Annotated in this window: 18 protein-coding genes; 11 read left to right on the forward strand and 7 right to left on the reverse strand. The window is 65.3% G+C overall.

Annotated features, from left to right (window positions below):
- Nucleotides 1–92 precede the first annotated feature (92 nt).
- Entirely contained in the window at nucleotides 93–1,163 is a 1,071-nt protein-coding gene (locus OWC48_RS16810) for a putative zinc-binding metallopeptidase (RefSeq protein WP_282520992.1), read from the reverse strand.
- 213 nt (nucleotides 1,164–1,376) lie between these two features.
- Between OWC48_RS16810 and OWC48_RS16815 the strand changes: the two genes are divergently transcribed.
- The 4 genes from OWC48_RS16815 to OWC48_RS16830 all read left to right on the forward strand — a co-directional run bounded on the left by OWC48_RS16815 (nucleotide 1,377) and on the right by OWC48_RS16830 (nucleotide 7,072).
- Nucleotides 1,377–3,854, forward strand: a complete 2,478-nt coding sequence (locus OWC48_RS16815; protein WP_282520993.1) for a PAS domain S-box protein — start codon at nucleotides 1,377–1,379, stop codon at nucleotides 3,852–3,854.
- Between the two features lie 158 nt (nucleotides 3,855–4,012).
- The gene (locus OWC48_RS16820; protein ID WP_166342232.1) at nucleotides 4,013–4,453 is read left to right on the forward strand and encodes an EamA family transporter; all 441 of its coding nucleotides are present in this window, start codon (nucleotides 4,013–4,015) and stop codon (nucleotides 4,451–4,453) included.
- A 68-nt stretch (nucleotides 4,454–4,521) separates the two neighbouring features.
- Nucleotides 4,522–5,796 carry an MFS transporter gene (locus OWC48_RS16825; RefSeq protein WP_282520994.1) on the forward strand — a complete coding sequence of 425 codons (1,275 nt, stop codon included), beginning with the start codon at nucleotides 4,522–4,524 and terminating at the stop codon, nucleotides 5,794–5,796.
- Nucleotides 5,797–5,821: 25 nt separating this feature from the next.
- Nucleotides 5,822–7,072, forward strand: a complete 1,251-nt coding sequence (locus OWC48_RS16830) for an arsenic transporter (protein WP_282520995.1) — start codon at nucleotides 5,822–5,824, stop codon at nucleotides 7,070–7,072.
- 9 nt (nucleotides 7,073–7,081) lie between these two features.
- On the opposite strand, the gene OWC48_RS16835 is transcribed toward OWC48_RS16830, so the two are convergent.
- Together OWC48_RS16835 and OWC48_RS16840 are read right to left on the reverse strand one after the other, a co-directional pair.
- Nucleotides 7,082–8,446 carry an MFS transporter gene (locus tag OWC48_RS16835; RefSeq protein ID WP_282520996.1) on the reverse strand — a complete coding sequence of 455 codons (1,365 nt, stop codon included), beginning with the start codon at nucleotides 8,444–8,446 and terminating at the stop codon, nucleotides 7,082–7,084.
- Nucleotides 8,447–8,471: 25 nt separating this feature from the next.
- Complete coding sequence (locus tag OWC48_RS16840) at nucleotides 8,472–9,239, reverse strand: GntR family transcriptional regulator (protein ID WP_282520997.1); 768 nt, start codon at nucleotides 9,237–9,239, stop codon at nucleotides 8,472–8,474.
- Between the two features lie 174 nt (nucleotides 9,240–9,413).
- Here OWC48_RS16840 and OWC48_RS16845 point away from each other — a divergent pair, with 174 nt between their 5' ends.
- Genes OWC48_RS16845 through OWC48_RS16855 form a run of 3 tightly spaced genes read left to right on the forward strand, consistent with a single transcriptional unit; the run spans nucleotide 9,414 to nucleotide 12,450 of the window.
- Nucleotides 9,414–10,613, forward strand: coding sequence for a mandelate racemase/muconate lactonizing enzyme family protein (locus OWC48_RS16845; protein ID WP_282520998.1), 1,200 nt, complete (start codon nucleotides 9,414–9,416; stop codon nucleotides 10,611–10,613).
- Nucleotides 10,614–10,625: 12 nt separating this feature from the next.
- Nucleotides 10,626–11,393, forward strand: coding sequence for an SDR family oxidoreductase (locus OWC48_RS16850; RefSeq protein ID WP_282520999.1), 768 nt, complete (start codon nucleotides 10,626–10,628; stop codon nucleotides 11,391–11,393).
- Nucleotides 11,394–11,418: 25 nt separating this feature from the next.
- Nucleotides 11,419–12,450, forward strand: coding sequence for an L-idonate 5-dehydrogenase (locus OWC48_RS16855; protein WP_282521000.1), 1,032 nt, complete (start codon nucleotides 11,419–11,421; stop codon nucleotides 12,448–12,450).
- A 14-nt stretch (nucleotides 12,451–12,464) separates the two neighbouring features.
- Here OWC48_RS16855 and OWC48_RS16860 read toward each other — a convergent pair whose 3' ends face one another.
- Nucleotides 12,465–13,340, reverse strand: coding sequence for a DUF3280 domain-containing protein (locus tag OWC48_RS16860; protein WP_282521001.1), 876 nt, complete (start codon nucleotides 13,338–13,340; stop codon nucleotides 12,465–12,467).
- A gap of 188 nt (nucleotides 13,341–13,528) precedes the next feature.
- Here OWC48_RS16860 and OWC48_RS16865 point away from each other — a divergent pair, with 188 nt between their 5' ends.
- Entirely contained in the window at nucleotides 13,529–14,914 is a 1,386-nt protein-coding gene (locus OWC48_RS16865; RefSeq protein WP_282521002.1) for a HAMP domain-containing sensor histidine kinase, read from the forward strand.
- A complete protein-coding gene (locus tag OWC48_RS16870; RefSeq protein ID WP_282521003.1) occupies nucleotides 14,911–15,597 on the forward strand; it encodes a response regulator transcription factor in 687 nt (228 codons plus the stop codon). Before OWC48_RS16865 ends, OWC48_RS16870 begins: the two co-directional genes overlap by 4 nt.
- Here OWC48_RS16870 and OWC48_RS16875 read toward each other — a convergent pair.
- Complete coding sequence (locus OWC48_RS16875) at nucleotides 15,578–16,420, reverse strand: hypothetical protein (protein ID WP_282521004.1); 843 nt, start codon at nucleotides 16,418–16,420, stop codon at nucleotides 15,578–15,580. The genes OWC48_RS16870 and OWC48_RS16875 overlap by 20 nt on opposite strands.
- A gap of 606 nt (nucleotides 16,421–17,026) precedes the next feature.
- Here OWC48_RS16875 and OWC48_RS16880 point away from each other — a divergent pair.
- Together OWC48_RS16880 and OWC48_RS16885 are read left to right on the forward strand one after the other, a co-directional pair.
- Nucleotides 17,027–17,908: an IclR family transcriptional regulator gene (locus OWC48_RS16880; RefSeq protein ID WP_282521005.1), complete on the forward strand. Its 882-nt coding sequence runs from the start codon at nucleotides 17,027–17,029 to the stop codon at nucleotides 17,906–17,908.
- A gap of 36 nt (nucleotides 17,909–17,944) precedes the next feature.
- Nucleotides 17,945–18,916 (forward strand): tripartite tricarboxylate transporter substrate binding protein, encoded by a 972-nt coding sequence (locus OWC48_RS16885; RefSeq protein WP_282521006.1) that lies wholly within the window; start codon nucleotides 17,945–17,947, stop codon nucleotides 18,914–18,916.
- 169 nt (nucleotides 18,917–19,085) lie between these two features.
- Here the strand turns inward: OWC48_RS16885 and OWC48_RS16890 are convergent, their stop codons facing one another.
- Nucleotides 19,086–19,577: an SRPBCC family protein gene (locus OWC48_RS16890; protein ID WP_282521007.1), complete on the reverse strand. Its 492-nt coding sequence runs from the start codon at nucleotides 19,575–19,577 to the stop codon at nucleotides 19,086–19,088.
- Complete coding sequence (locus OWC48_RS16895; protein WP_063982661.1) at nucleotides 19,577–19,966, reverse strand: helix-turn-helix transcriptional regulator; 390 nt, start codon at nucleotides 19,964–19,966, stop codon at nucleotides 19,577–19,579. The genes OWC48_RS16890 and OWC48_RS16895 overlap by 1 nt, the downstream gene beginning before the upstream one ends.
- Between the last annotated feature and the right edge of the window lie 193 nt (nucleotides 19,967–20,159).

A 20,159-nucleotide genomic window follows, 5' to 3' on the forward strand; every position in this document is an offset into this window, starting at 1 on the left:
CATTAAAATGGGCCGGAGGCAACGGTCTAAATCCGCGCCCTCTGGCGTACCAGCGCAAGACCGAAATGGGCCTGGTGAGCCCATGCGCGGACTTACGGCTTCGCGGCCTTGGCCACGTCCCGGACCAAGCCGTGAATGAAGCCCAACTTGCCGACCACCGCCGGCGACAGGATGAAGGGATAGAGGTCGCGCAGCCCCATGGCGCGGTTGACGCTGTTGATGGCGAAGGTGAAGGGCAGCCATGCATTGACGAGTGCCTCGACGTCCCTCGTCTCATAGGGGTTGAAACGGATGCGTGCCGTCAACTCCCCGTCGCGATCGACCCTGGGCCGCACCTCCATGCCGAACTCGGAGGCCATCTCCAGGGTATCGACGATGTGGAGATAGTGCGCCCAGGTCTCGGCGAAATCCTCCCAGGGATGCATGGTGGCATAGGCCGAGACGTAGGTCTGCTGCCAGTCCGGCGGCGCGCCTTCGGCATAATGGAGCTGCAAGGCCTGGCCGTAATCGGCGGAATCGTCGCCGAACACGGCGCGGCATTGCTCCAGCCTGCCGCCCTCGCGCACCAGCACGTCCCAGAAGTAGTGGCCGACCTCGTGGCGGAAATGCCCGAGCAGCGTGCGGTAGGGCTCGCCCATCTCGAGCCTGCGCCGCTCGCGCTCGATCTCGTCGGTCTCGGTCAGCGCGATCGTGATCAGGCCGTTGTCATGGCCGGTCATGATCGTCTGCCCGCTGTTCGGATCGTCGGCGAGGAAATTGAAGATCAGCCCATGTTCGGGATTTTCCTGCCGCGTCTGGAGCGGCAGCTTCCAGCGGATCAGGGAATAGAACAGCCGGTGTTTCGCCACCTCCAACTCGCGCCAGCCGGCAAGCTGAACCGGATCGGACAGATCGGGCACGATGCCGTTGTGGCGGCAGGCGCGGCAATAGCCGGTGGTATCGCCCGCATCCGTCAGCCAGTTGCACGCATCGTACTCGGCATTGCGGCAGAGCATCCGCCCCTTGCCCTTGTCGGCGAGCGTCATCCAGGCCTCGCCGTCGGGCTCGATCGCCGACATCGTCTCCTTCTCCGGCAGGAACGCGACGCGGTGGCCGCAGCGTTCGCAGGCGCGGTTCTCGAAATAGAGGACGTTGCCGCAGTCCTGGCAGACAAAGAGCTTCAAGATTTAGCCTCTTCGGGAAGGGAGTTTTATGATTAAGAGTTGCGGCGCCTCGCAAATACGCGCACGGGGGCTCATCGTTCCAACATTCGGGAACAAATAGCCAGACCCGGCGTTCGTTCATACCCGCCCCTGCGATCGGTGGCGCCTTTCCGTCCATATTCCCTTTTGAGCAATGGCTATCACGCTTTGTCTGTGTGAATATCGGCCCGGCACGTGCGCTCTTGCATCACAACGGCCGACACCTTGAACGACCCCTTGCCCGATATCACCGCCTCCGAAAGGCTGCGCCAGCACCTCGAAGAGATCGCGCGCGAGCGCGACAACGCCTATCACGCGCTCCAGGAGCGCGAGGCAGAGCTGGCGCGTATCCAGCGCATCGGCAAGGTCGGCGGCCTCGAGGTCGACTTACGCGAAGGCTTCAAGAACCGCCGCTCGCCGGAGTATCTGATGCTCCACGGGCTGCCGGCGGATGCCGCCGACGAGTCGCATCAGGATTGGGTCAACCGCATCCATCCCGAGGATCGCGACGCCGCGGTCGAGCACTTCCTCGATGCGCTGGCCGGGACGAACGAAGACTACACCGCCGAATACCGCATCATCCGCCCCAACGACGGCGAGACCCGCTGGATCCGCGTTGTCGCCAAGATCGAGCGCAACAGCGACGGCCGCGCCATTCGCCTCGTCGGCGCCCATATCGACGTCACCGCCCAGGCGCTCGCGCGCGAGACGCTGCGCGAGAGCGAGGAGCGTTTCCGGCTGATCGCCGACAGCGCGCCGGTGCCGATCTGGGTCACGAAGCTCGACCGCACGCGCTCCTTCGCCAACCAGGCCTATGTCGACTTCGTCGGCCTGCCCTACGATCAGGCCATCGCCTTCGACTGGCGCAAGGTGCTGCATCCCGACGACCTGCCGCATGTGCTGCAGCAATCGGTCCAGGGCGAAGCGTCGCTGAAACCGTTCGTGCTGGAGGCGCGATACAGGGACGCATCCGGCGAATGGCGCTGGCTGCGCTCGGAATCGCAGCCGCGCTGGGACCCGACCGGCAAGCATATCGGCTTCATCGGCGTCGCCCACGACATCACCGTCGCCAAGCAGGCCGAGATCGAGCTGCGGCAACTCAACGAAACGCTGGAAGAGCGTATCGTGGAGCGCACCGCCCAGCTCGAATCCAACGAGGCGCGGCTGCGCGCCATCCTGGAGACCAGCAACCAGTATCAGGGCCTGGTCAACCTCGAGGGCGAATTGCTCTATGCCAACAAGACCGCGCTCGACGGCATCGGGGCGAGCGCCGCGGACGTGATCGGCAAGCCGTTCTGGGACACGCCCTGGTTCACCGGCACCCACGGCATGAGCGCAACCGTGCGCAAGGCCTTCGACACCGTGCTCAGAGGCGAAGCGGTACGGCTGGAGATGCGCCTGCGCTTGCCCATCGGGGAGCGCGATTTCGACTTCGGCATGCGTCCCGTGCGCGACCGCCACGGCAACATCACCGGTGCGGTGCCCGAGGCCGTCGACATCACCGAGCGCCGCCGCGGCGAGGAAGCGCTGCGGCAGTCGCAGAAGATGGAGGCGATCGGCCAGCTTACCGGCGGCGTCGCCCACGACTTCAACAACCTCCTCACCATCATCCGCTCCGCGACCGACTTCTTGCGCCGCCGCGAGCTGCCGGAAGAACGCCGCCGCCGCTATGTCGACGCCATCTCCGACACCGTGGAGCGCGCCTCCAAGCTCACCGCGCAGCTTTTGGCCTTTGCGCGCAGGCAGCCGCTGAAGCCGCAGATCTTCAACGTCGGCAGCCAGGTCGAGGGCGTGGCGCAACTGGTCCGGCCGCTGGTCGGCGGCCGCATCGAGATCGGCGTCGAGGTCAACGATGCCGACTGCTTCACGGTGGCCGACGTCGCGCAGTTCGAGACCGCGCTGATCAACCTCGCCATCAACGCCCGCGACGCCATGGAGGGCGAAGGCCGCCTCACCATCGCCGTGCGCAAGGTCGCGGGCATCCCGAGCCTGCGGGCGCAGTCGGCGCGCGGCGGCGACTATGTCGCGATCTCGGTCGCGGACACCGGCAGCGGCATCGCGCCTGAAAACATCGACGCCATCTTCGAGCCGTTCTTCACCACCAAGGAGGTCGGCAAGGGCACCGGCCTCGGCCTCAGCCAGGCCTTCGGCTTCGCGAAGCAGTCGGAGGGCGACATCGCGGTGACGAGCACGCACGGCGAAGGCGCGACCTTCACCATCTACCTGCCGCAGGCGCACAGCCCTGCCGCGGAAAAGGACTCTGCGGCGCTGACCAGCGAAGGCGCCACCACCGGGCGCGGCTATCGCGTGCTCGTGGTCGAGGACAATGACGACGTCGGCCAGTTCTCGACCGAGCTGCTGGAAGACCTCGGCTATGTCGTCCGCCGGGTCGCCAACGCCAATGCGGCGCTCGCCATTCTCGGCGAGAACGAATTCGCCGTCGACCTCGTCTTCTCCGACGTCATCATGCCCGGCATGAACGGCGTCGAACTCGCCGGCGTCATCCGCGAGCGCTATCCGGGCCTGCCCGTCGTGCTCACCAGCGGCTACAGCAACGTCCTCGCCGAGAACGCCCATCGCGGGTTCGAGCTGATCCAGAAGCCATATTCGGTGGAATCGCTGTCGCGGATATTGCGCAAGGCGATCACGGAGAAGCTGTCGGTGGCCAGGTGAGTGCGACGTTCACGAGCGGCTGCTACGCACTCCGTCATTGCGAGCGTAGCGAAGCAATCCAGAATTTTTCCGCAGAGACAGTCTGGATTGCTTCGTCGCTACGCTCCTCGCAATGACGGCGCTAAGCGCTCCGTCCCCAAGCAACGGATATCGATGACATGAAACCCGCCCTCCTCTCCGCCTGGCAAACCTGGGCGCTGCTCTCGGCCTGCTTTGCGGCGCTGACTGCGATCTTCGCCAAGGTCGGCGTCGAGAACATCAATCCGGATCTGGCGACGTTCATCCGCACAATCGTGGTGCTGCTCGCTTTCTCGGTGCTGCTGTTCTTCACCGGACAATTCGCGGTGCCGTCGGCGGTCTCGTCGAAGACTTGGCTGTTCCTGGTGTTGTCGGGGCTCGCGACCGGCGCATCCTGGCTGTGCTATTTCCGTGCGCTGAAGCTTGGCCCCGCGACGCTGGTGGCACCGATCGACAAGCTCAGCGTCGTGCTGGTGGCCCTTTTCGCCTTTGCCTTTCTCGGCGAGCGTCCGACTGGACAGGGCTGGCTCGGCATCGCCATGATCGGCGCCGGCGCGGTGCTGCTGGCTGTGAAGTTTTGAGGGGCGGAACCAAGGTGGCGTGAGATCGGTTTCTGGCCAGTCGCTTCCTAGCCTCGATCGAGAGACCGATGTCGAGCCAAGCCTCCCATCTTCCCACCGACCAGACGGGACGCGCCGGCCGCGCGCTGGATGCGGCCAACTTCTTCCTCGCCGACGTCCGCGACGGGCTTGGGCCCTATCTTGCCGTCTATCTCCTCACCGAGCAGCACTGGGACGAGGCGCGCATCGGCCTCGTGATGTCGATTGCGACCATTGCCGGCATCGTGGCGCAGACGCCGGCCGGCGCGCTGATCGATGCAACGCGGGCGAAGCGGCTGGCGATGGTCATCGCCGCCATCATGGTGACGCTGGCGTCACTGTCGCTGCCGCTGTTTCCCACCTTCCTGCCGGTCGCGGTCTCGCAAGGCATCGCACAGGCCGCCGCGGTGATCTTTCCGCCCGCGATCGCCGCCATCTCGCTCGGCATCTTCGGTCATGCCGCCTTCACCCGGCGGATCGGCCGCAACGAGACCTTCAATCACGCCGGCAATGCAGTCGCCGCCGGGCTGGCGGGACTTTCCGCCTATTGGTTCGGTCCGACCGTGGTGTTCTACCTCCTCGCGGCCATGGCGGTCGCAAGCCTCGTGAGCATTCTCGCGATCCCCGCTCGCGCCATCGACCATGACCTCGCCCGCGGACTGCACGAAGCCGATATCGGTGACCTGCCGGAACAGCCCTCAGGTCTCGCGGTGCTCCTGACCTGCCGCCCCCTCCTCGTCTTCGCGGTCTGCGTCGTGCTGTTTCACCTGTCCAACGCGGCCATGCTGCCGCTGGTCGGGCAGAAGCTCGCGCTGCAGGACAAGAACATGGGCACCAGCCTGATGTCGGCCTGCATCGTCGCAGCGCAAATTGTGATGGTGCCGTTCGCGATGCTGGTCGGCGCGAAGGCCGATCGCTGGGGCCACAAGCGTTTCTTCCTCGCCGCATTGTTGATCCTGCCCATTCGCGGCGCGCTCTATACGCTCTCCGACAATCCGTTCTGGCTGGTCGGCGTGCAGCTTCTGGACGGCGTCGGCGCCGGCATCTTTGGCGCGATCTTCCCCGTGATCGTCGCCGACCTCATGCGCAACACCGGCCGCTTCAACGTCGCGCAGGGCGCCGTCATCACCGCCCAGAGCATCGGCGCGGCGCTGTCCACGACGCTTGCGGGCCTTGTCGTGGTCGGCGCCGGCTACAGCGCGGCGTTCATCACGCTCGGCGCGGTCGCCGCGATCGGTGCCATCGTCTGCCTCCTCGCTTTGCCCGAGACCCGGCAAGCACAGGGGAAGACAGCGGCTCCAGCATCGGTTATCGCTGCCGAATGAACCGACCAAACCTCAAGGACTGAACGTGCCGTCTGACGCCATCTGGGCCTGGAGCATCATCGTCGCCGCGACCGCAGGCGTCATCTTTCGGCCCTTTCGCCTGCCCGAGGCGATTTGGGCCGTGATCGGCGCCGGCGCCCTGGTGCTGCTCGGGCTCCTGTCGTGGCAGGATGCGCTCACAGGCATCGAGAAAGGCGTCGACGTCTATCTCTTCCTGATCGGCATGATGCTGATCGCCGAGCTCGCCCGGCTCGAAGGCCTGTTCGACTATCTTGCCGCCCTTGCGGTCGAATATGCAGCCGGCTCGCCGCAGCGGCTGTTTCTGCTGATCTATCTCGTCGGCACGGTCGTCACCGTGCTGCTCTCCAACGACGCCACCGCGATCGTGCTGACGCCCGCCGTCTACGCCGCGACGCGCGCGGCCGGCGCCAAGCCGCTGCCCTATCTCTTCGTCTGCGCCTTCATCGCCAACGCTGCGAGCTTCGTGCTGCCGATCTCGAACCCGGCCAATCTCGTGGTGTTCGGCTCGCGCATGCCGCATCTGACCGAATGGCTGCGTCAGTTCGCCCTGCCCTCGCTCGCCTCGATCGTACTGACCTATGTCGTGCTGCGCCTCACCCAGCATCGCGCGCTGAAGGCGGAGACCATCGAGCGCCGCGTGCCGCACAAGGTGCTCAGCCGCGGCGGCAAGCTGACCGCGATCGGCATTGTCGCGATCGGCGTCGTGCTGATCACGGCCTCCGCGCTCGACAAGCAGCTTGGCCTGCCGACCTTCATCTGCGGCGCCGTGACGACCGGCCTCGTCCTGCTGCTCAGCCGTCAGTCGCCCATGCCGGTGCTGAAGCACGTGTCCTGGAGCGTGCTGCCGCTGGTCGGCGGGCTTTTCGTGATGGTGGAAGCACTGGTGAAGACTGGCGTGATCGGCCATCTCAGCGCACTTCTGCACGAGGCCGTCGCGCAGTCCGTACCCGGGGCCGGCTGGAGCGTTGGGATCGCCACCGCCGTCGCCACCAATATTGCCAATAACCTGCCGGTCGGCCTCGTCGCCGGGTCGATCGTGGCCGCCGATCACCTGCCCACCTCGGTCGTCAGCGCCATCCTGATCGGCGTCGACCTGGGACCGAACTTCTCGATCACCGGTTCGCTCGCGACCATCCTGTGGCTGGTTGCGCTCCGCCGCGAGAAAATCGAGGTCGGCGCCTGGCCCTTCCTCAAGCTCGGCCTGCTGGTGACGCCGCCGGCCCTGATCGCGGCCTTGGCTGCCGCGATCAGGTAGCTTGCGGGATCAGTCGTTCTCGTAGCCGTAGACTTCCGGCAGGATGAAGATTGCGGCGAGCAATCCGATCAGCGGGAAGATCGCGACCATCAGCGTGGCATTCGCCTGGCCGATCGCCGCGAACACCGTCGGGAACAGGAAGATCGCCAGGAACGACGGCAGCTTCACGAACATGTAGGCGAAGCCGCTGGCCGTGCCGCGATACTTGGGCTTCGCAACCATGGTCGGGATCGTCATGCAGTTCGACGCGTCCCAATAATGGCCCCACAACATGGCGGCCGCCGCGAACGGCAGCAGGATCTTGTTGTCGGTGTAGAGCGCGAAGGCCGCGACCAGCAGCGATGCCAGCACGATGCTGAAACCGGCGATCGAGATGCCGCGGTGGCCGATCTTCGGCGTCAGCAGCGGACCGACCCAGCCAGACAGAGCCGCGAAGGAAAACAGCGCCATCGTCACCAGATTGATGCCGAGCACGCTCGACACGCCAACCATCACGAACAGCACCGGCAGATAGAATGCGAAGGTCGAGAACTCGCTGCCTTGGGCGAAACAGGCGATCCAGCCATAGATCGTGGCGCGCCAGCGGATCGGGTCCTTCCTGAGGTCGGCGATGAAGGCTCGCGTGCTGACCTTCGGCACCTGCACGTCCTGGTCGGGAAGCATGTCGAGATTGTCGTTGAACATCTCGCGCGCGACCTTCTTGGCCTCGCGGTAACGCCCCTTCTGCACCAGCCACACCGCCGTCTCCGGCACGTCGTGACGCATGATCAGGATGATCAGCGCCGGCACCGCGCCGAGGCCGAGCGTCACCCGCCACAGCATCTCGTGCTGCATGTCGATCAGCAGGAAGATCACGATGACGCCGATGGTGAGAACTTCACCGACGGCGAACATGAATTGCCAGCGATTGCCCATGACCTCGCGCTCACCCTTGGCCATGGATTCCATGATGTAGGTGTAGCCGGTCGAGATATCCGAGCCGAGCGGAATGCCGAGCAGGAAGCGGATCACGATGAGCCAGGTGACATTAGGTACGAAAGCCTGCGCCAGCGCGAGCACGATGAACAGCACCATCGTCACCAGGAACATGACGCGGCGGCCGATCTTGTCGGAGAGCCAGCCGCCGAGCAGCGCGCCGATCAGGGCGCCCCCCTGCGTGCCGGCTGCAGCGAGACCCAGCATCAGCGGATCGGGATTGTACTGCTCCTTGATGAAGATCAGCACGAAGGCGATCGAATAGAGATCCCAGGCTTCGACCAGGATCGAGGCCATCATCAGCCAGCCGACCTTGTTGCCCTTGGGACTGTAGTTCGTGATGAGGTAGCGGACCGCGGCTTCGCTCGCGGTCGGTTGTGGCATCGCCGTCGTTAACATCTTTGGTCCTCTCTTCAAAACTCTCTTACGTGCCGAGCAGCGGCTCGATGCTGCAATCGAGCAGGCGCGGATCGATCCCCGCCTCCATGCCCGTGAACATGTGGTCCATGTAGTTGATCAACGCATCGCTCGCCTTCACGGCGTCCTCGACATGGCGGCCGGCGACCGCAACGAGAATGGCGAGGTGGCGATCGATCGTGCCCGACAGCTCGGCCTGTCCCGGCATGAAGCGATGGTGGATGTAGCCGATGCGGCGGTACAGCGTGTGCAACGGCCGCAGCGTGTGCACCAGGAAGGGCTCGCCGGCGGCTTCCAGCACCAGCGCGTCGATGCGGCGATCGATGCTGTTGAATTCGTCGAGGGTCAGGGTGGCGCGGCGCTCGCGCAGCAGACGCTCGATGTGCAGCGCCTGATTGCGATGCGACAGGCTGGCGCGATCGGCCGCGAGCCGCACGACAAAGCGCTCCATGTCGCGGCGCAAGGCCAGCAGCATCCGCTCGCGCGCAAGGTCGATCGGCGCGATGTGCAGGCCGTGGCGCGGACGGATGATGATGAGCGTGTCGGCGGAGAGACGATTGACGGCGTGATGCACCGGCGTGCGCCCGAAGCCGGTGATGTGCTGCAATTCCAGCATCGTCATGAATTGTCCGGGCTTGAGCTCGCAGTGGACGAGCAGCTCTTCGATCCTCTGGTAAGCCAGCTCGAAGAAGTTGAGCCGGTTGCGCCGGGAAGGCTTGCCCTCGCCGTCGTCCTCGTTTCTCACCACCTCGAGCGCGCGCTTGCGCCGTGCCATGTCGTCCTCCTGTCAGCCGCGCTCTCATTGCTGGGTGGCGCCTTAGTTGTGGGACCCTTAAAACATGTTGTGATATATTACAAGCAGGCGTAAGACGTTCGCGCGACCTGCAACATGTTGCAGTGCGAAATGAGACGTCAGGCGCGAGGCGCCTGTGATGGGAGGATTGTTGCCGTGAAGATCACGTCGATCGAGACGCTGCGCACCGAGGAATTTTCCAACGTCATCTGGGTGCGCGTTCACACCGACACGGGCATGATCGGTCTCGGCGAAACCTTCTATGGCGCGGGCGCGGTCGAAGCGCAGATCCACGACACCTTTGCCGGCCGCCTGCTCGGCCGCAATCCGCTGCACATCGAGGCGATCCATCGCGACATGCTGAACCTGCCGATGGCGCAATCCTCGACCGGCGTCGAGTATCGCGCAGCTTCCGCAATCGACATCGCGCTATGGGATCTGTTCGGCAAGGTCTGCAATCAGCCTGTGCACCAGATGCTCGGTGGCCTCTGCCGCGACAAGCAGCGCATCTACAACACCTGCGCCGGCACGCAATATGTCCGCTCGACCAATATCAGCCCGGTCGCCAACTGGAATCTCGGCGCCTCCGAAGGCCCCTACGAAGACCTCGACGGCTTCATGCACCACGCCGACGCGCTGGCCGAAAGCCTGCTGGAGAGCGGCATCTCCGCGATGAAGATCTGGCCGTTCGATCCGGCGGCCCAGGAGAACAAGGGCCTCTACATCACCGCAGCCCAGATGAAGCGGGCGATCGAACCGTTCGAGAAGATCCGCAAGGCCGTCGGCGACAAGATGGAGATCATGGTCGAGCTCCACTCGCTCTGGAACCTGCCGACCGCCAAGCAGATCGCGCGCGCGCTCGAGCCCTACAAGCCGACCTGGTACGAAGACCCGATCCGGATGAACTCGCCACAGGCGCTGGCCGAATATGCCCGCTCGACCGATGTCTGGGTCTGCGCCAGCGAGACGCTGGGCTCGCGCTTCCCCTACAAGGACATGCTCGACCGCGACGCCATGCATGTGGTGATGGCGGATCTGTGCTGGACCGGCGGCCTGACCGAGGGTCGCAAGATCGCGGCGATGGCCGAGACCTATCACCGCCCGTTTGCGCCGCATGACTGCATCGGCCCGATCGGCTTCATCGCCGCCATCCACATGTCGTTCAGCCAGCCCAACACGCTGATCCAGGAATCGGTGCGCGCCTTCTACAAGGGCTGGTACAATGAACTCGTCACCACGATGCCGACGATCAAGGACGGTTTTGTCTATCCGATGGAAGGACCCGGCCTCGGCGTCGACCTTCTGCCCGCCGTATTCGACCGCTCCGATCTGACCGTGCGTCGCTCCAACGTCTGAGGATTTCTTGAGATGAGCACCGCCCTCTTCGACCTTTCCGGCCGCACCGCACTCGTAACCGGCTCCTCCCGCGGCCTGGGCCGCGCCATTGCCGAGGGCATGGCCAAGGCCGGCGCCAGGATCATCATCAACGGTGTCGATCCCAAGCGTGTCGAACAGGCAGTCGGCGAGTTTCGCGCTGCCGGTCATCAGGCCGAGGGCGCTGCGTTCAACGTCACCGACGAGCCCGCGATCGTCGCGGCGTTCAACGACTTCGACCAGAAGGGCATTGCCGTCGACATTCTCGTCAACAATGCCGGCATCCAGCACCGCAAGCCGCTGGTGGAGTTCACCACCGACGAGTGGCGCAAGGTGATCGAGACCGACCTCACCAGCGCCTTCGTGATCGGCCGCGAGGCCGGCAAGCGCATGATCCCGCGCAAGCACGGCAAGATCATCAATATCGGCTCGCTCGGCAGCGAGCTCGCACGCCCCACCATCGCGCCCTACACCGCGGCCAAGGGCGGCATCAAGAACCTCACCCGCTCGATGGCGGTGGAGTGGGCCCAGCACGGCATCCAGGCCAATGCGATCGGCCCGGGCTACATGCTGACCGACATGAACGAGGCGCTGGTCAACAACACCGACTTCAACAATTGGCTGATGGGCCGCATCCCCTCAAAACGCTGGGGCAAGCCGGACGAGCTGGTCGGTGCTGCGATCTTCCTCGCTTCGGATGCTTCGACCTATGTCAACGGCCAGATCATCTATGTCGATGGCGGCATGATCGCCGCGATGTAATCGCGAACGCTAAGGGAACGAGACCATGCGCGCCGTCGTCATCCACGCCCCGAAGGACCTGCGGATCGATAGCTATCCCGATCCAGCCCCCGCCCCGGGCGAAGTCCGCGTCAAGATTGCGAACGGCGGCATCTGCGGCTCCGATCTGCACTACTACCATCACGGCGGCTTCGGCGTCGTGCGCATCCAGCAGCCGATGGCGCTGGGCCACGAGATCGCCGGCGTGGTCGCGGCCGTCGGTGACGGCGTCACCAATGTGAAGCCGGGCACGCGCGTCGCCGTCAATCCGAGCAGACCGTGCGGCCACTGCCTGCATTGCCAGGAAGGCATGCGCAACCAGTGCCTCGACATGCGCTTCCTCGGCAGCGCGATGCGCTTCCCCCATGTCCAGGGCGGCTTTCGCGAGTTCATCACAGTCGATGCCACCCAGGCCGTGCCGATCGCGGACAAGCTGTCGCTGGCGGAAGCCGCGGTGGCCGAACCGCTCGCGGTGTGCCTGCATGCCGGCAAGCAGGCCGGGCCCCTCCTCGGCAAGCGCGTGCTGATCACGGGTTGCGGGCCGATCGGTGCGCTGATGATCTTGGTCTCGCGCTTCGGCGGCGCGTCCGAGATCGTGGTGACCGATGTCGCCGACGCGCCGCTCGCGGTCGCAAAGAAGCTCGGCGCCACCCACGCCATCAATGTCGCGACCGATGCCGCAGCGCTCGATCCCTGGCGCGCCGGCAAGGGCGTGTTCGACACCCTGTTCGAGGCCTCGGGCAACCAGGCCGCGCTCCGCACGGCGCTCGACGTGCTTCGGCCGGGCGCGACGCTGGTGCAGCTCGGTCTCGGCGGCGAGATGACGCTGCCGATCAACTCCATCGTCGCCAAGGAATTGCAGCTCCGCGGCACCTTCCGCTTCGACCCCGAATTCGAGCTCGCGGTGCGGCTGATGGGCGAAGGGCTGATCGACGTGAAACCGCTGATCACGGCCACCATGCCGTTCGAGAACGCGGTCGCCGCGTTCGAACTCGCCAGCGACCGCTCGCAATCGATGAAGGTGCAGCTGACGTTCTAGGGCGGGTATCGCGGTTACTGGCTCCCGATCAGCTTATCGCTGACCAGCCGGACCGCGCCCCGTTTCCACGAATAGTCCGCGCCCATGCGCAGGCCGCTGTCGCCACGCGACAGCACCGCACCGGTCCTGGCATCGCGGACCTGGAAGCCGAGCGTGTATTCGGTGCGGCTGACCCGCCGCACCACGCCGATCAGCGACTGATCCGCGCCGAGCGTCTGCGCGATCGCCGCCTCGCAGCCATCGCAGTCGCGCAAGCCTCGCGCCTTCACCACCTCGCCGCTTGCGCTGCCAACGTCAACGAGGCGGTAGCGGCCGGATTGGCCGAGAGCCTCGCGCACGCTACCGGTAACCTCGGCCAGATAGGATGCATCTGCGGCCGCGAGGCCGGCGGTCGGTGCCGCGGTGTTGTCCTCAAGTTCGAAATCGAACACGGCCAGCGCGACCGGCGCAGGCGTGGCGAGCGCGGCCATGACCTCGCGAGACACGAAAATCTCGGCACGTTCCCATGATTCATCATTGTCGCCGCGGAAGGTGTAGAGCTTGTCCATCACGAGCTTCTTGGCGCCGACGTCGATGACGGCGACCTTGGCCCATTGCACCAGCGTGCTCGTTTTCTGGATGCCGCCGATGACCTTGAATGCCGCGCCATCCTGGGCAGACGGCACCGGCCGGTAGCGGCCGTCCGCACTGATATCCCGCCTGAGCGCGGCCATGAACGCCGACAGCCGCCGCTCATGGGCGGCGGTCTGGTTGGCCGGCTCGGCCGACGTATCGGTGTAGCTGAAATCGTCCATGGCAACGCCGATGGCGTCCCCGGCGCCGGCCGGCGAAGAGGCCGCCAGGAGGCCGACGAGGAGGAAAGCAGAGAGGATCAAGCTGATACGGCGCATGCGGGCCTCGTGTCATGGAGCGGCGGCGCAATCTGGACGGCAACCTCATGCCATGCAGCCGTCCCCGTCCCGGCGCGTACCGGGAAAATTTCACGACGTTGCACCGCGGTATGCGCAGCGCTTTGCCCCGCTTGCGTTCTGCCGTTTAATGCTTGGGCGACAATTCCGTTCGCGCCAGGTGCCCGCCGATGTGGAACCGCCCGAGGTTCGATCTCAAGGTCCGTCTGACGTTGCGCGTGGCCGCCATATCGGCCGCGTGCTTCGCCGCGATCTCCGCCTATTTCCTCATCACCGCCGACCGCGCGGCCCATGGGCGCCTCGACGACATCGCCGCCATCGTGGCCAAGACACTGGAGCTGCAACAAGGCAAGATCCAGTGGGTGGCGAGCCCGCGCTCGGACTTTCCCAACCTCGACCCCGTTTCGGCCTATGTGATGACGCCCGGCCTGTGCCTGGCGTTCCGCGGCGTGAGCGGCGACATCCTCCAGCGATTCTGTAGCGGCGCGCCGATACCGGCGAACCCGCCGCCGCAGGTCTTCGCGACCTTCTATCGCAGCCTGTTCGACCCCGGCCGCGAGGCGACCCGGCCCGTGATCGTGCGCGGAACGAAGCTCGGCGAGACCGTGGTCTCGGTCGATCCGGCCGTGCAGACGGCCGACGCCTGGCACGAGGCCGGCCGCCTGATGCTCGCGCTTGCGATCGCGCTGCCGCTGTTGTGCGTCCTGGTCTACGCCGCGCTGGCGCGTGCGCTGCGCCCCACCCGCATGATCCGCTCCGGCCTCGAACGGATCGCCGCCAATGACCTTTCGACGCGGCTGCCGCCGTTCGATCTCGCCGAGCTGTCGGCGATCCGCGACGTCTTCAACCATCTCGCCGAAAGCCTCGACACCGCGCTGGCCGAGCGCAGCGAATTGACGCGGAAACTGATCGCACTCCAGGACGAGGAGCGCCGCCATCTCGCGCGCGAGCTGCATGACGAGTTCGGCCAGTCGCTGGCCGCCATCCGCGCGCTCGCTTCCTCAGCCCGCCAGACCGCCGTCCAGGACTGCCCCTCCCTGCTTGGCGAGTGCGACGGCATCGCGCGGACCGCAACCGGCATGATGGAGACGCTGCGCGGCGCGCTGTTCCGGCTGCGCCCGCCCGACGTCGAGGAGCTCGGGCTCGTGGCGAGCCTCGAAGGCCTGGTTGCGGGTTGGAACGGGCGCAGCCGCGGCCAGACGCGGTTTTCGATCCGGTTCGACGGTGCGTTCGCGACCCTGCCCGCCACGATCAGCGCGAGCCTCTACCGGATCGTGCAGGAGGCGCTCACCAACGCCGCCAAGCATGCCGGCGCCACACGGGTAAGCCTGGAGCTTGCGATGCGTGCCGACGAGATCGCACTTGCGATCGACGACGACGGACGGTCGAACGATCCCGCCGCGAAATCCGGAATGGGTCTGCTCGGCATGCGCGAGCGCGTCGCGGCCTTGCGCGGCCAGTTGAGCTTCGAGGCCGCGCCGAACGGCGGCTCCGCGCTGCGCGTGGTCATTCCGCTTGCGGGTCTCGATCGGCAGCCACTGGAGCGCGCGGCATGAGCGCGGCCGATGCGACCATTCTGCTGGTCGACGACCATTCCGTCGTCCGCGAGGGCTATCGCTCCGTGCTCCAGAAGCAGCCGGGGCTTCGCGTCATCGCCGAAGCCGCCGACGGTGCCGAGGCCTACCGTCTCTTCAAATCCGAGGCGCCCGACCTCGTCATCATGGATCTGAGCATGCCCGGCATCGGCGGCATCGAGGCCGTCAGGCGCATCAGGCAATGGGACAAGGCGGCACGGATCCTGGTCTTCACCATGCACGAGAATGCCGGCTTCGCCGTGCAGGCGATCCGCGCCGGCGCGCGGGGCTATGTCACCAAGACCAGCCCGCCGGAGACGCTGGTGCGCGCCGTGATGGACGTGCTCGCCGGCAAGATCGCCATCAGCCCCGACATCGACCACGAGCTCGCGCTCAGCCGTATCAGCGGCGAGAGCTCGGCCGCCGACGTGCTCACGCCGCGCGAGTTCGAGGTGCTGCGGCTGCTGCTCGCCGAGAACACGACGGAGGAGATCGCCGAGACGCTGCATGTCAGCCCGAAGACGGTGGCGAACCTGCATTCGCTGATCAAGGACAAGCTCGGCGTCGGCTCCGACATCGAGTTGGTCCGGCTTGCGCTCCGGCAGGGCCTGCTGACGCAGGCCGATCTCGGCGAAGCCCGGTCGCTCAGGCCAGATAACGCGTGAGATAGCCTTCCATGGCGTAGAGCGCGCAGAGCGCCAGGCTCGACCACACCGCGGCGGTGAAATACAGGAACATCCAGGTCAGCTCGCCCTTCCAATGCGCGATGTCGTGGGTCACCACCCAGCGCGTCGCGACGTCATGCACGCCTTCGAGGAAGCCGAGGAGCTTGTTGCCCTCTTCATGCCCTGCCCGCCAGCGGCTGAGATACATCGGCACGTCGACGGTGACGAGGAAAGCGAGGAAGCAGGCGATGCCGATGATGCCTGACATCAGCGCCCAGCGCACCGGTCCCTGGAATTCCGGCATGAGGCGGCACAGCGCGATGCCGGCGAGGAAAAACGTCACCGCCCACAACGAATTCTCGATCGCATTGTAGAGGAAGTTCGTGGTGACGACCGCGTACCAGGAGAAGCACTCCGCGATGATGATGATGGGCACGATCACCAGCGCGATGTTCACCGCGGTCTCCGCCCCCGTCATGTGACCTAGCTGATGCAGGATGATCGCCCATTGCGCGACGAAGCACAGCTCGGCCACGGTCGCGACGGTGCGGCCGACGAATACGCTGGAGAGCCAGGTGTCGAACAGGCAGATGCGCTGCACGTCGGCGCGCGGCAGGAACGATCGGAACGCGCAGCCGAACACATAGCCGGCGCAGAGCAGGAACATCAGCCCGATATCCGAACCGCCGCCGGCGCTGCCGGCAACCGTCGGATAGAACTCGCGGTACAGCATGAACCAGACGAGGATGTTGGCCGCACTGACAAGCGTCAGAGAGCCCCACCACCACGCGAGGGGATTTGACCGCGCCTGCCACTGCAACATGAATCGCTCCGCCGTAACCGATATGACATCCAGCAGTAGCAATTCTGTCATAAATCAGCGGCACGACGCGACAAAAATCTACGTTATGGCGCTGTCATAATTGGCCTGCGCGCTGTCATATTCGCGAAGGCTGCTAAAAACTTCGCGATGGAAAGCACCGGCCCTAATCATGAGTATGAATCGCGACGAACTCTTTCGGCATCGCAAATATGTCCCGCTGATGCGGACGACGAAGCGAGCGCTCGGCGCTACTCAATAACCTTGATCTCCTTCCAGAGTTCGCCGCTCTTTTTCTGCATGGACGTAAGAATTTGGCGAAGACTTGGAGCGTCGGAAGACTTGGAGCGTCGGAAGACTTGGAGCGTCGGAAGACTTGGAGCGTCGACGGAGTCGCGGCAACGACAACCTCTTTGCCCAAGGCGGCCCAAGGCGAGGAGATCATGACGTTTCATGGATGGCCCAAAAAGAACATCTGCAATCCAAGGCCGCAGAACGACGCTCCTTGATAGCGATGAGAACGGAGCCCGTTCTGTCCACATGTCGGACAAAGTCAGGTAAATACTATATCTATTCGACAATATTGGTTTGTTCGTCCATAAGAAGGCTATGGTCCAAACTATTCGGTCCAAAGCGCCCCAAGCTTCCTCGTCCGCCGCCGCGGTGCTGGCGTCGCGCGGCGATGATGCCGCGTTCGCGACGACACTCGCAAAGGGCCTCGTGGTGCTCGAAGCCTTCAAGGCCGGCACGACGTTGCTCGGCAACATGGAGCTGTCGATTCTGACGGGGATTCCGCGACCGACGGTGGCGCGGCTGACGCATACGCTCGCCGAGCTTGGCTATCTTCGCTACGATCCCGATCGCGCCAAATATCGCGTCGGCGCGCGCACACTTCACATGGCGCATCCGCTGCTCGCCGACATGCAGTTCCGCCAGGTCGCGCGCCCCATGATGCAGGAGCTTGCGCAGAGCGTGCGCGGCACCGTCTCCATCGGCCTGCTGGATGCGACCTCCATGATCTATGTCGAGACCGCGCGCTCCGGCGACGTCGGCCCGCACGTCCCCGACATCGGCATGCCCATTCCCGTGGTCATGACGGCGATGGGCCGCGCCGCGGCTGCAACCTTGCCGCAGACCGATGCCGCGCTCCTCGAAGAGCGCCTCGCAAGCGAGGACGCCGAACTCTGGTCAGCCTTCCGCGAAAGATACCGCGCCGGCCTTGTGCAATGCGCGAGCCGTGGCTTCTGCATCTGCTGGGGCGAATACATGGCCTCGATCCACGCCGTCGCGGCGCCGCTGTTTCACGCGAGCGAAACCAGGCAGTCGTTCTCGATCAATTGCGGCATCCCCGCGTTCCGGCTCCAGCCGGGCCAACTGGAGGGCGAGATCGGCCCGCGCATCGCGGCACTCGCCGATAGCATCCGCGCTATCGTCGGCACGGCAAGGCCGGCGGAGACACAGAAACAAAACAAGAAGAGGGCCAGGAGATGAACAAGAACACTGGCGCTCCACCCCCGGGAGGCCGACATGACCATCACACGCCGAACATTGCTGGGCACCCTCGCCCTTTCCCTGTCCGGATTTCCATTCGCCGCGCGCGCTGACGCCTGGCCGTCGCGCCTGGTGCGGCTGATCTCGCCCTACGGGCCCGGCGGCTCCAACGACATCTCGCTGCGCCTCCTTGCCGAAGAGTTCGGCCGCAGCCTGCACCAGCAGTTCATCGTCGAGAACAAGCCGGGCGCCGGCACGCGTATTGCGAATGACCTCGTCGCCCACGCGCCGGGCGACGGCTACACGTTTCTCTACGTCGCGGCGCCCTACGCCACCGCAGAGGCGCTGTTCGGCACGCTCACCTACGATCGCGGGGATCTCCAGCCCGTCGCGATGGCGGTGATCGCGCCACTGTTCCTGATCATCAGCGCCGATGCGCCGTTCAAGACGCTTCCCGAGCTGATCGCCTACGGCAAGTCGAAGCCGGACGGACTGACCTTCGCCTCGCCCGGCGCCGGTTCGCAGCCGCATCTCGCCGGCGAGCTCCTGTTCCGGGATGCCGGCGTCAAGGGACTCAACATCCCCTTCCGCGGCGACGCGGCCTCCTACACCGAGCTGCTTGCGGGCCGCGTCGATGCGACGCTGACGGCGCTGCCGACCGCGCTGCCCTACATCCAGAGCGGCAAGTTCAGAGTGCTGGGCGTTGCCTCCAGCGAGCGCAGCCCGCTCTATCCGCAGGCGCCGACCTTGCGCGAACAGGGATTTCCGAAGGTGATCGCCGCCGGCTGGTTCGGCTTCATGGCGCCGGCCACGACGCCGCGGCCGCTCGTCGACAAGCTTCAAGCCGAAGTCGCGCGCGTCCTCGCCACCCCTGCCGTAAAGGACAAGCTCACCGCCCAGGGCCTGGAAGTGCGCGCGAGCAGCGCCGCAGAGTTCGGCCAGTTCATCGACAACGAGACGCAGAGATGGACCGTGCTGATCCGCGAGGCCGGATTGAAGGGGGAGTGAAGAACGAGTGAGGCGGCGCAGTTCTCTCATCCCTCATGGCCGGGCTTGCCCCGGCCATCCACGCGCCTCCGCACACGACGCCAGACGTGGATGCCCGGGCCTTCGCCTCGCCGAAGCGGCTTCGGCCGCGCAGGCGGGTCAAGCCCGGGCATGACGACTGAAGGTGCCGCTACCTCTTCATCCCACCCACATACGCCGCCAGCTTATCCAGCGTCTGGTAGCCATATTCGACGGCACCGAAGCCGATCATGCCGTCGCGCTGCTCGGTGCTCGAGGCCAGTTGCCGCATCATCAGCACGGTCTTGCCGTTGCTCTGCTCGGCAAAGGTGATGGTGAAGCGGAACATGCCGGGATCCTCGTCCTGGTCGACGCCGTGATCCATCTCCATGAGCGACGGCCGCTCGATGCGGCGGAAGCGCATGCGGTTCGGATAGACGGTGCCGTCGGGGCCGATCATGTTGAAGCGCCAGACGCCGCCGACGCGCACGTCGATCTCGAAGGTCTCGAGCTTGAAGCCCTTCGGCCCGAACCATTGCGGGAGATGTTTTGGATCGGACCACGCCTCGAACACCAGGTCGCGCGGCGCGTCGATCACGCGCGACATCACGATCTCGCGGTCGATCGACCATTGCGACAGAACGGGATTGGCAGAATTCGTCATCACTCAGAACCTTTCCGTTTGGTTGTGCGGGACGGCCGTTTGGCGGCCGCCCTCTCCTTCTCTTTCTTCAGTTGCATGACGTAAGCCTCGAACCGGTCGAGCCGCGCCTCCCAGATCGCGCGCTGCTGCTGGAACCAGTCCTCCGCGCCGACGAGCGCGTCCGGGCTGAGACGGCAGGTGCGCACGCGGCCGGATTTCTCCGACTGAACGAGCCCGCTCGTCTCCAGCACATGGATGTGTTTCATGAAGCTCGGCAGCGCCATCTCGAACGGATCGGCGAGCTCGCCGACCGACGCCTCGCCGGCGCACAGCCGCATCACGATCGCCCGCCTCGTGGGATCGGCAAGGGCTGCGAAGACATGGTCGAGCTGGGATAGTTGGTTAGCCATGAAGCTAACTATAGACCCGCCACCGCCCGGCGTCAATAATTGTTAGCCCACAAGATAAGTATTTTTCCGCAAGCTCCCGCCGCCGGAACCCACAACGCGCAATCGTGAATTGGGGCAGCCGGCCCTCCCCGTTAGAAGAGACAGGGGGCGCATCGCATCATGCGTCAGAGCCGTGCCGTCTGTTGTCACCTCA

This window comes from Bradyrhizobium sp. Arg816 (assembly GCF_029989365.1).
Taxonomy (GTDB): domain Bacteria; phylum Pseudomonadota; class Alphaproteobacteria; order Rhizobiales; family Xanthobacteraceae; genus Bradyrhizobium.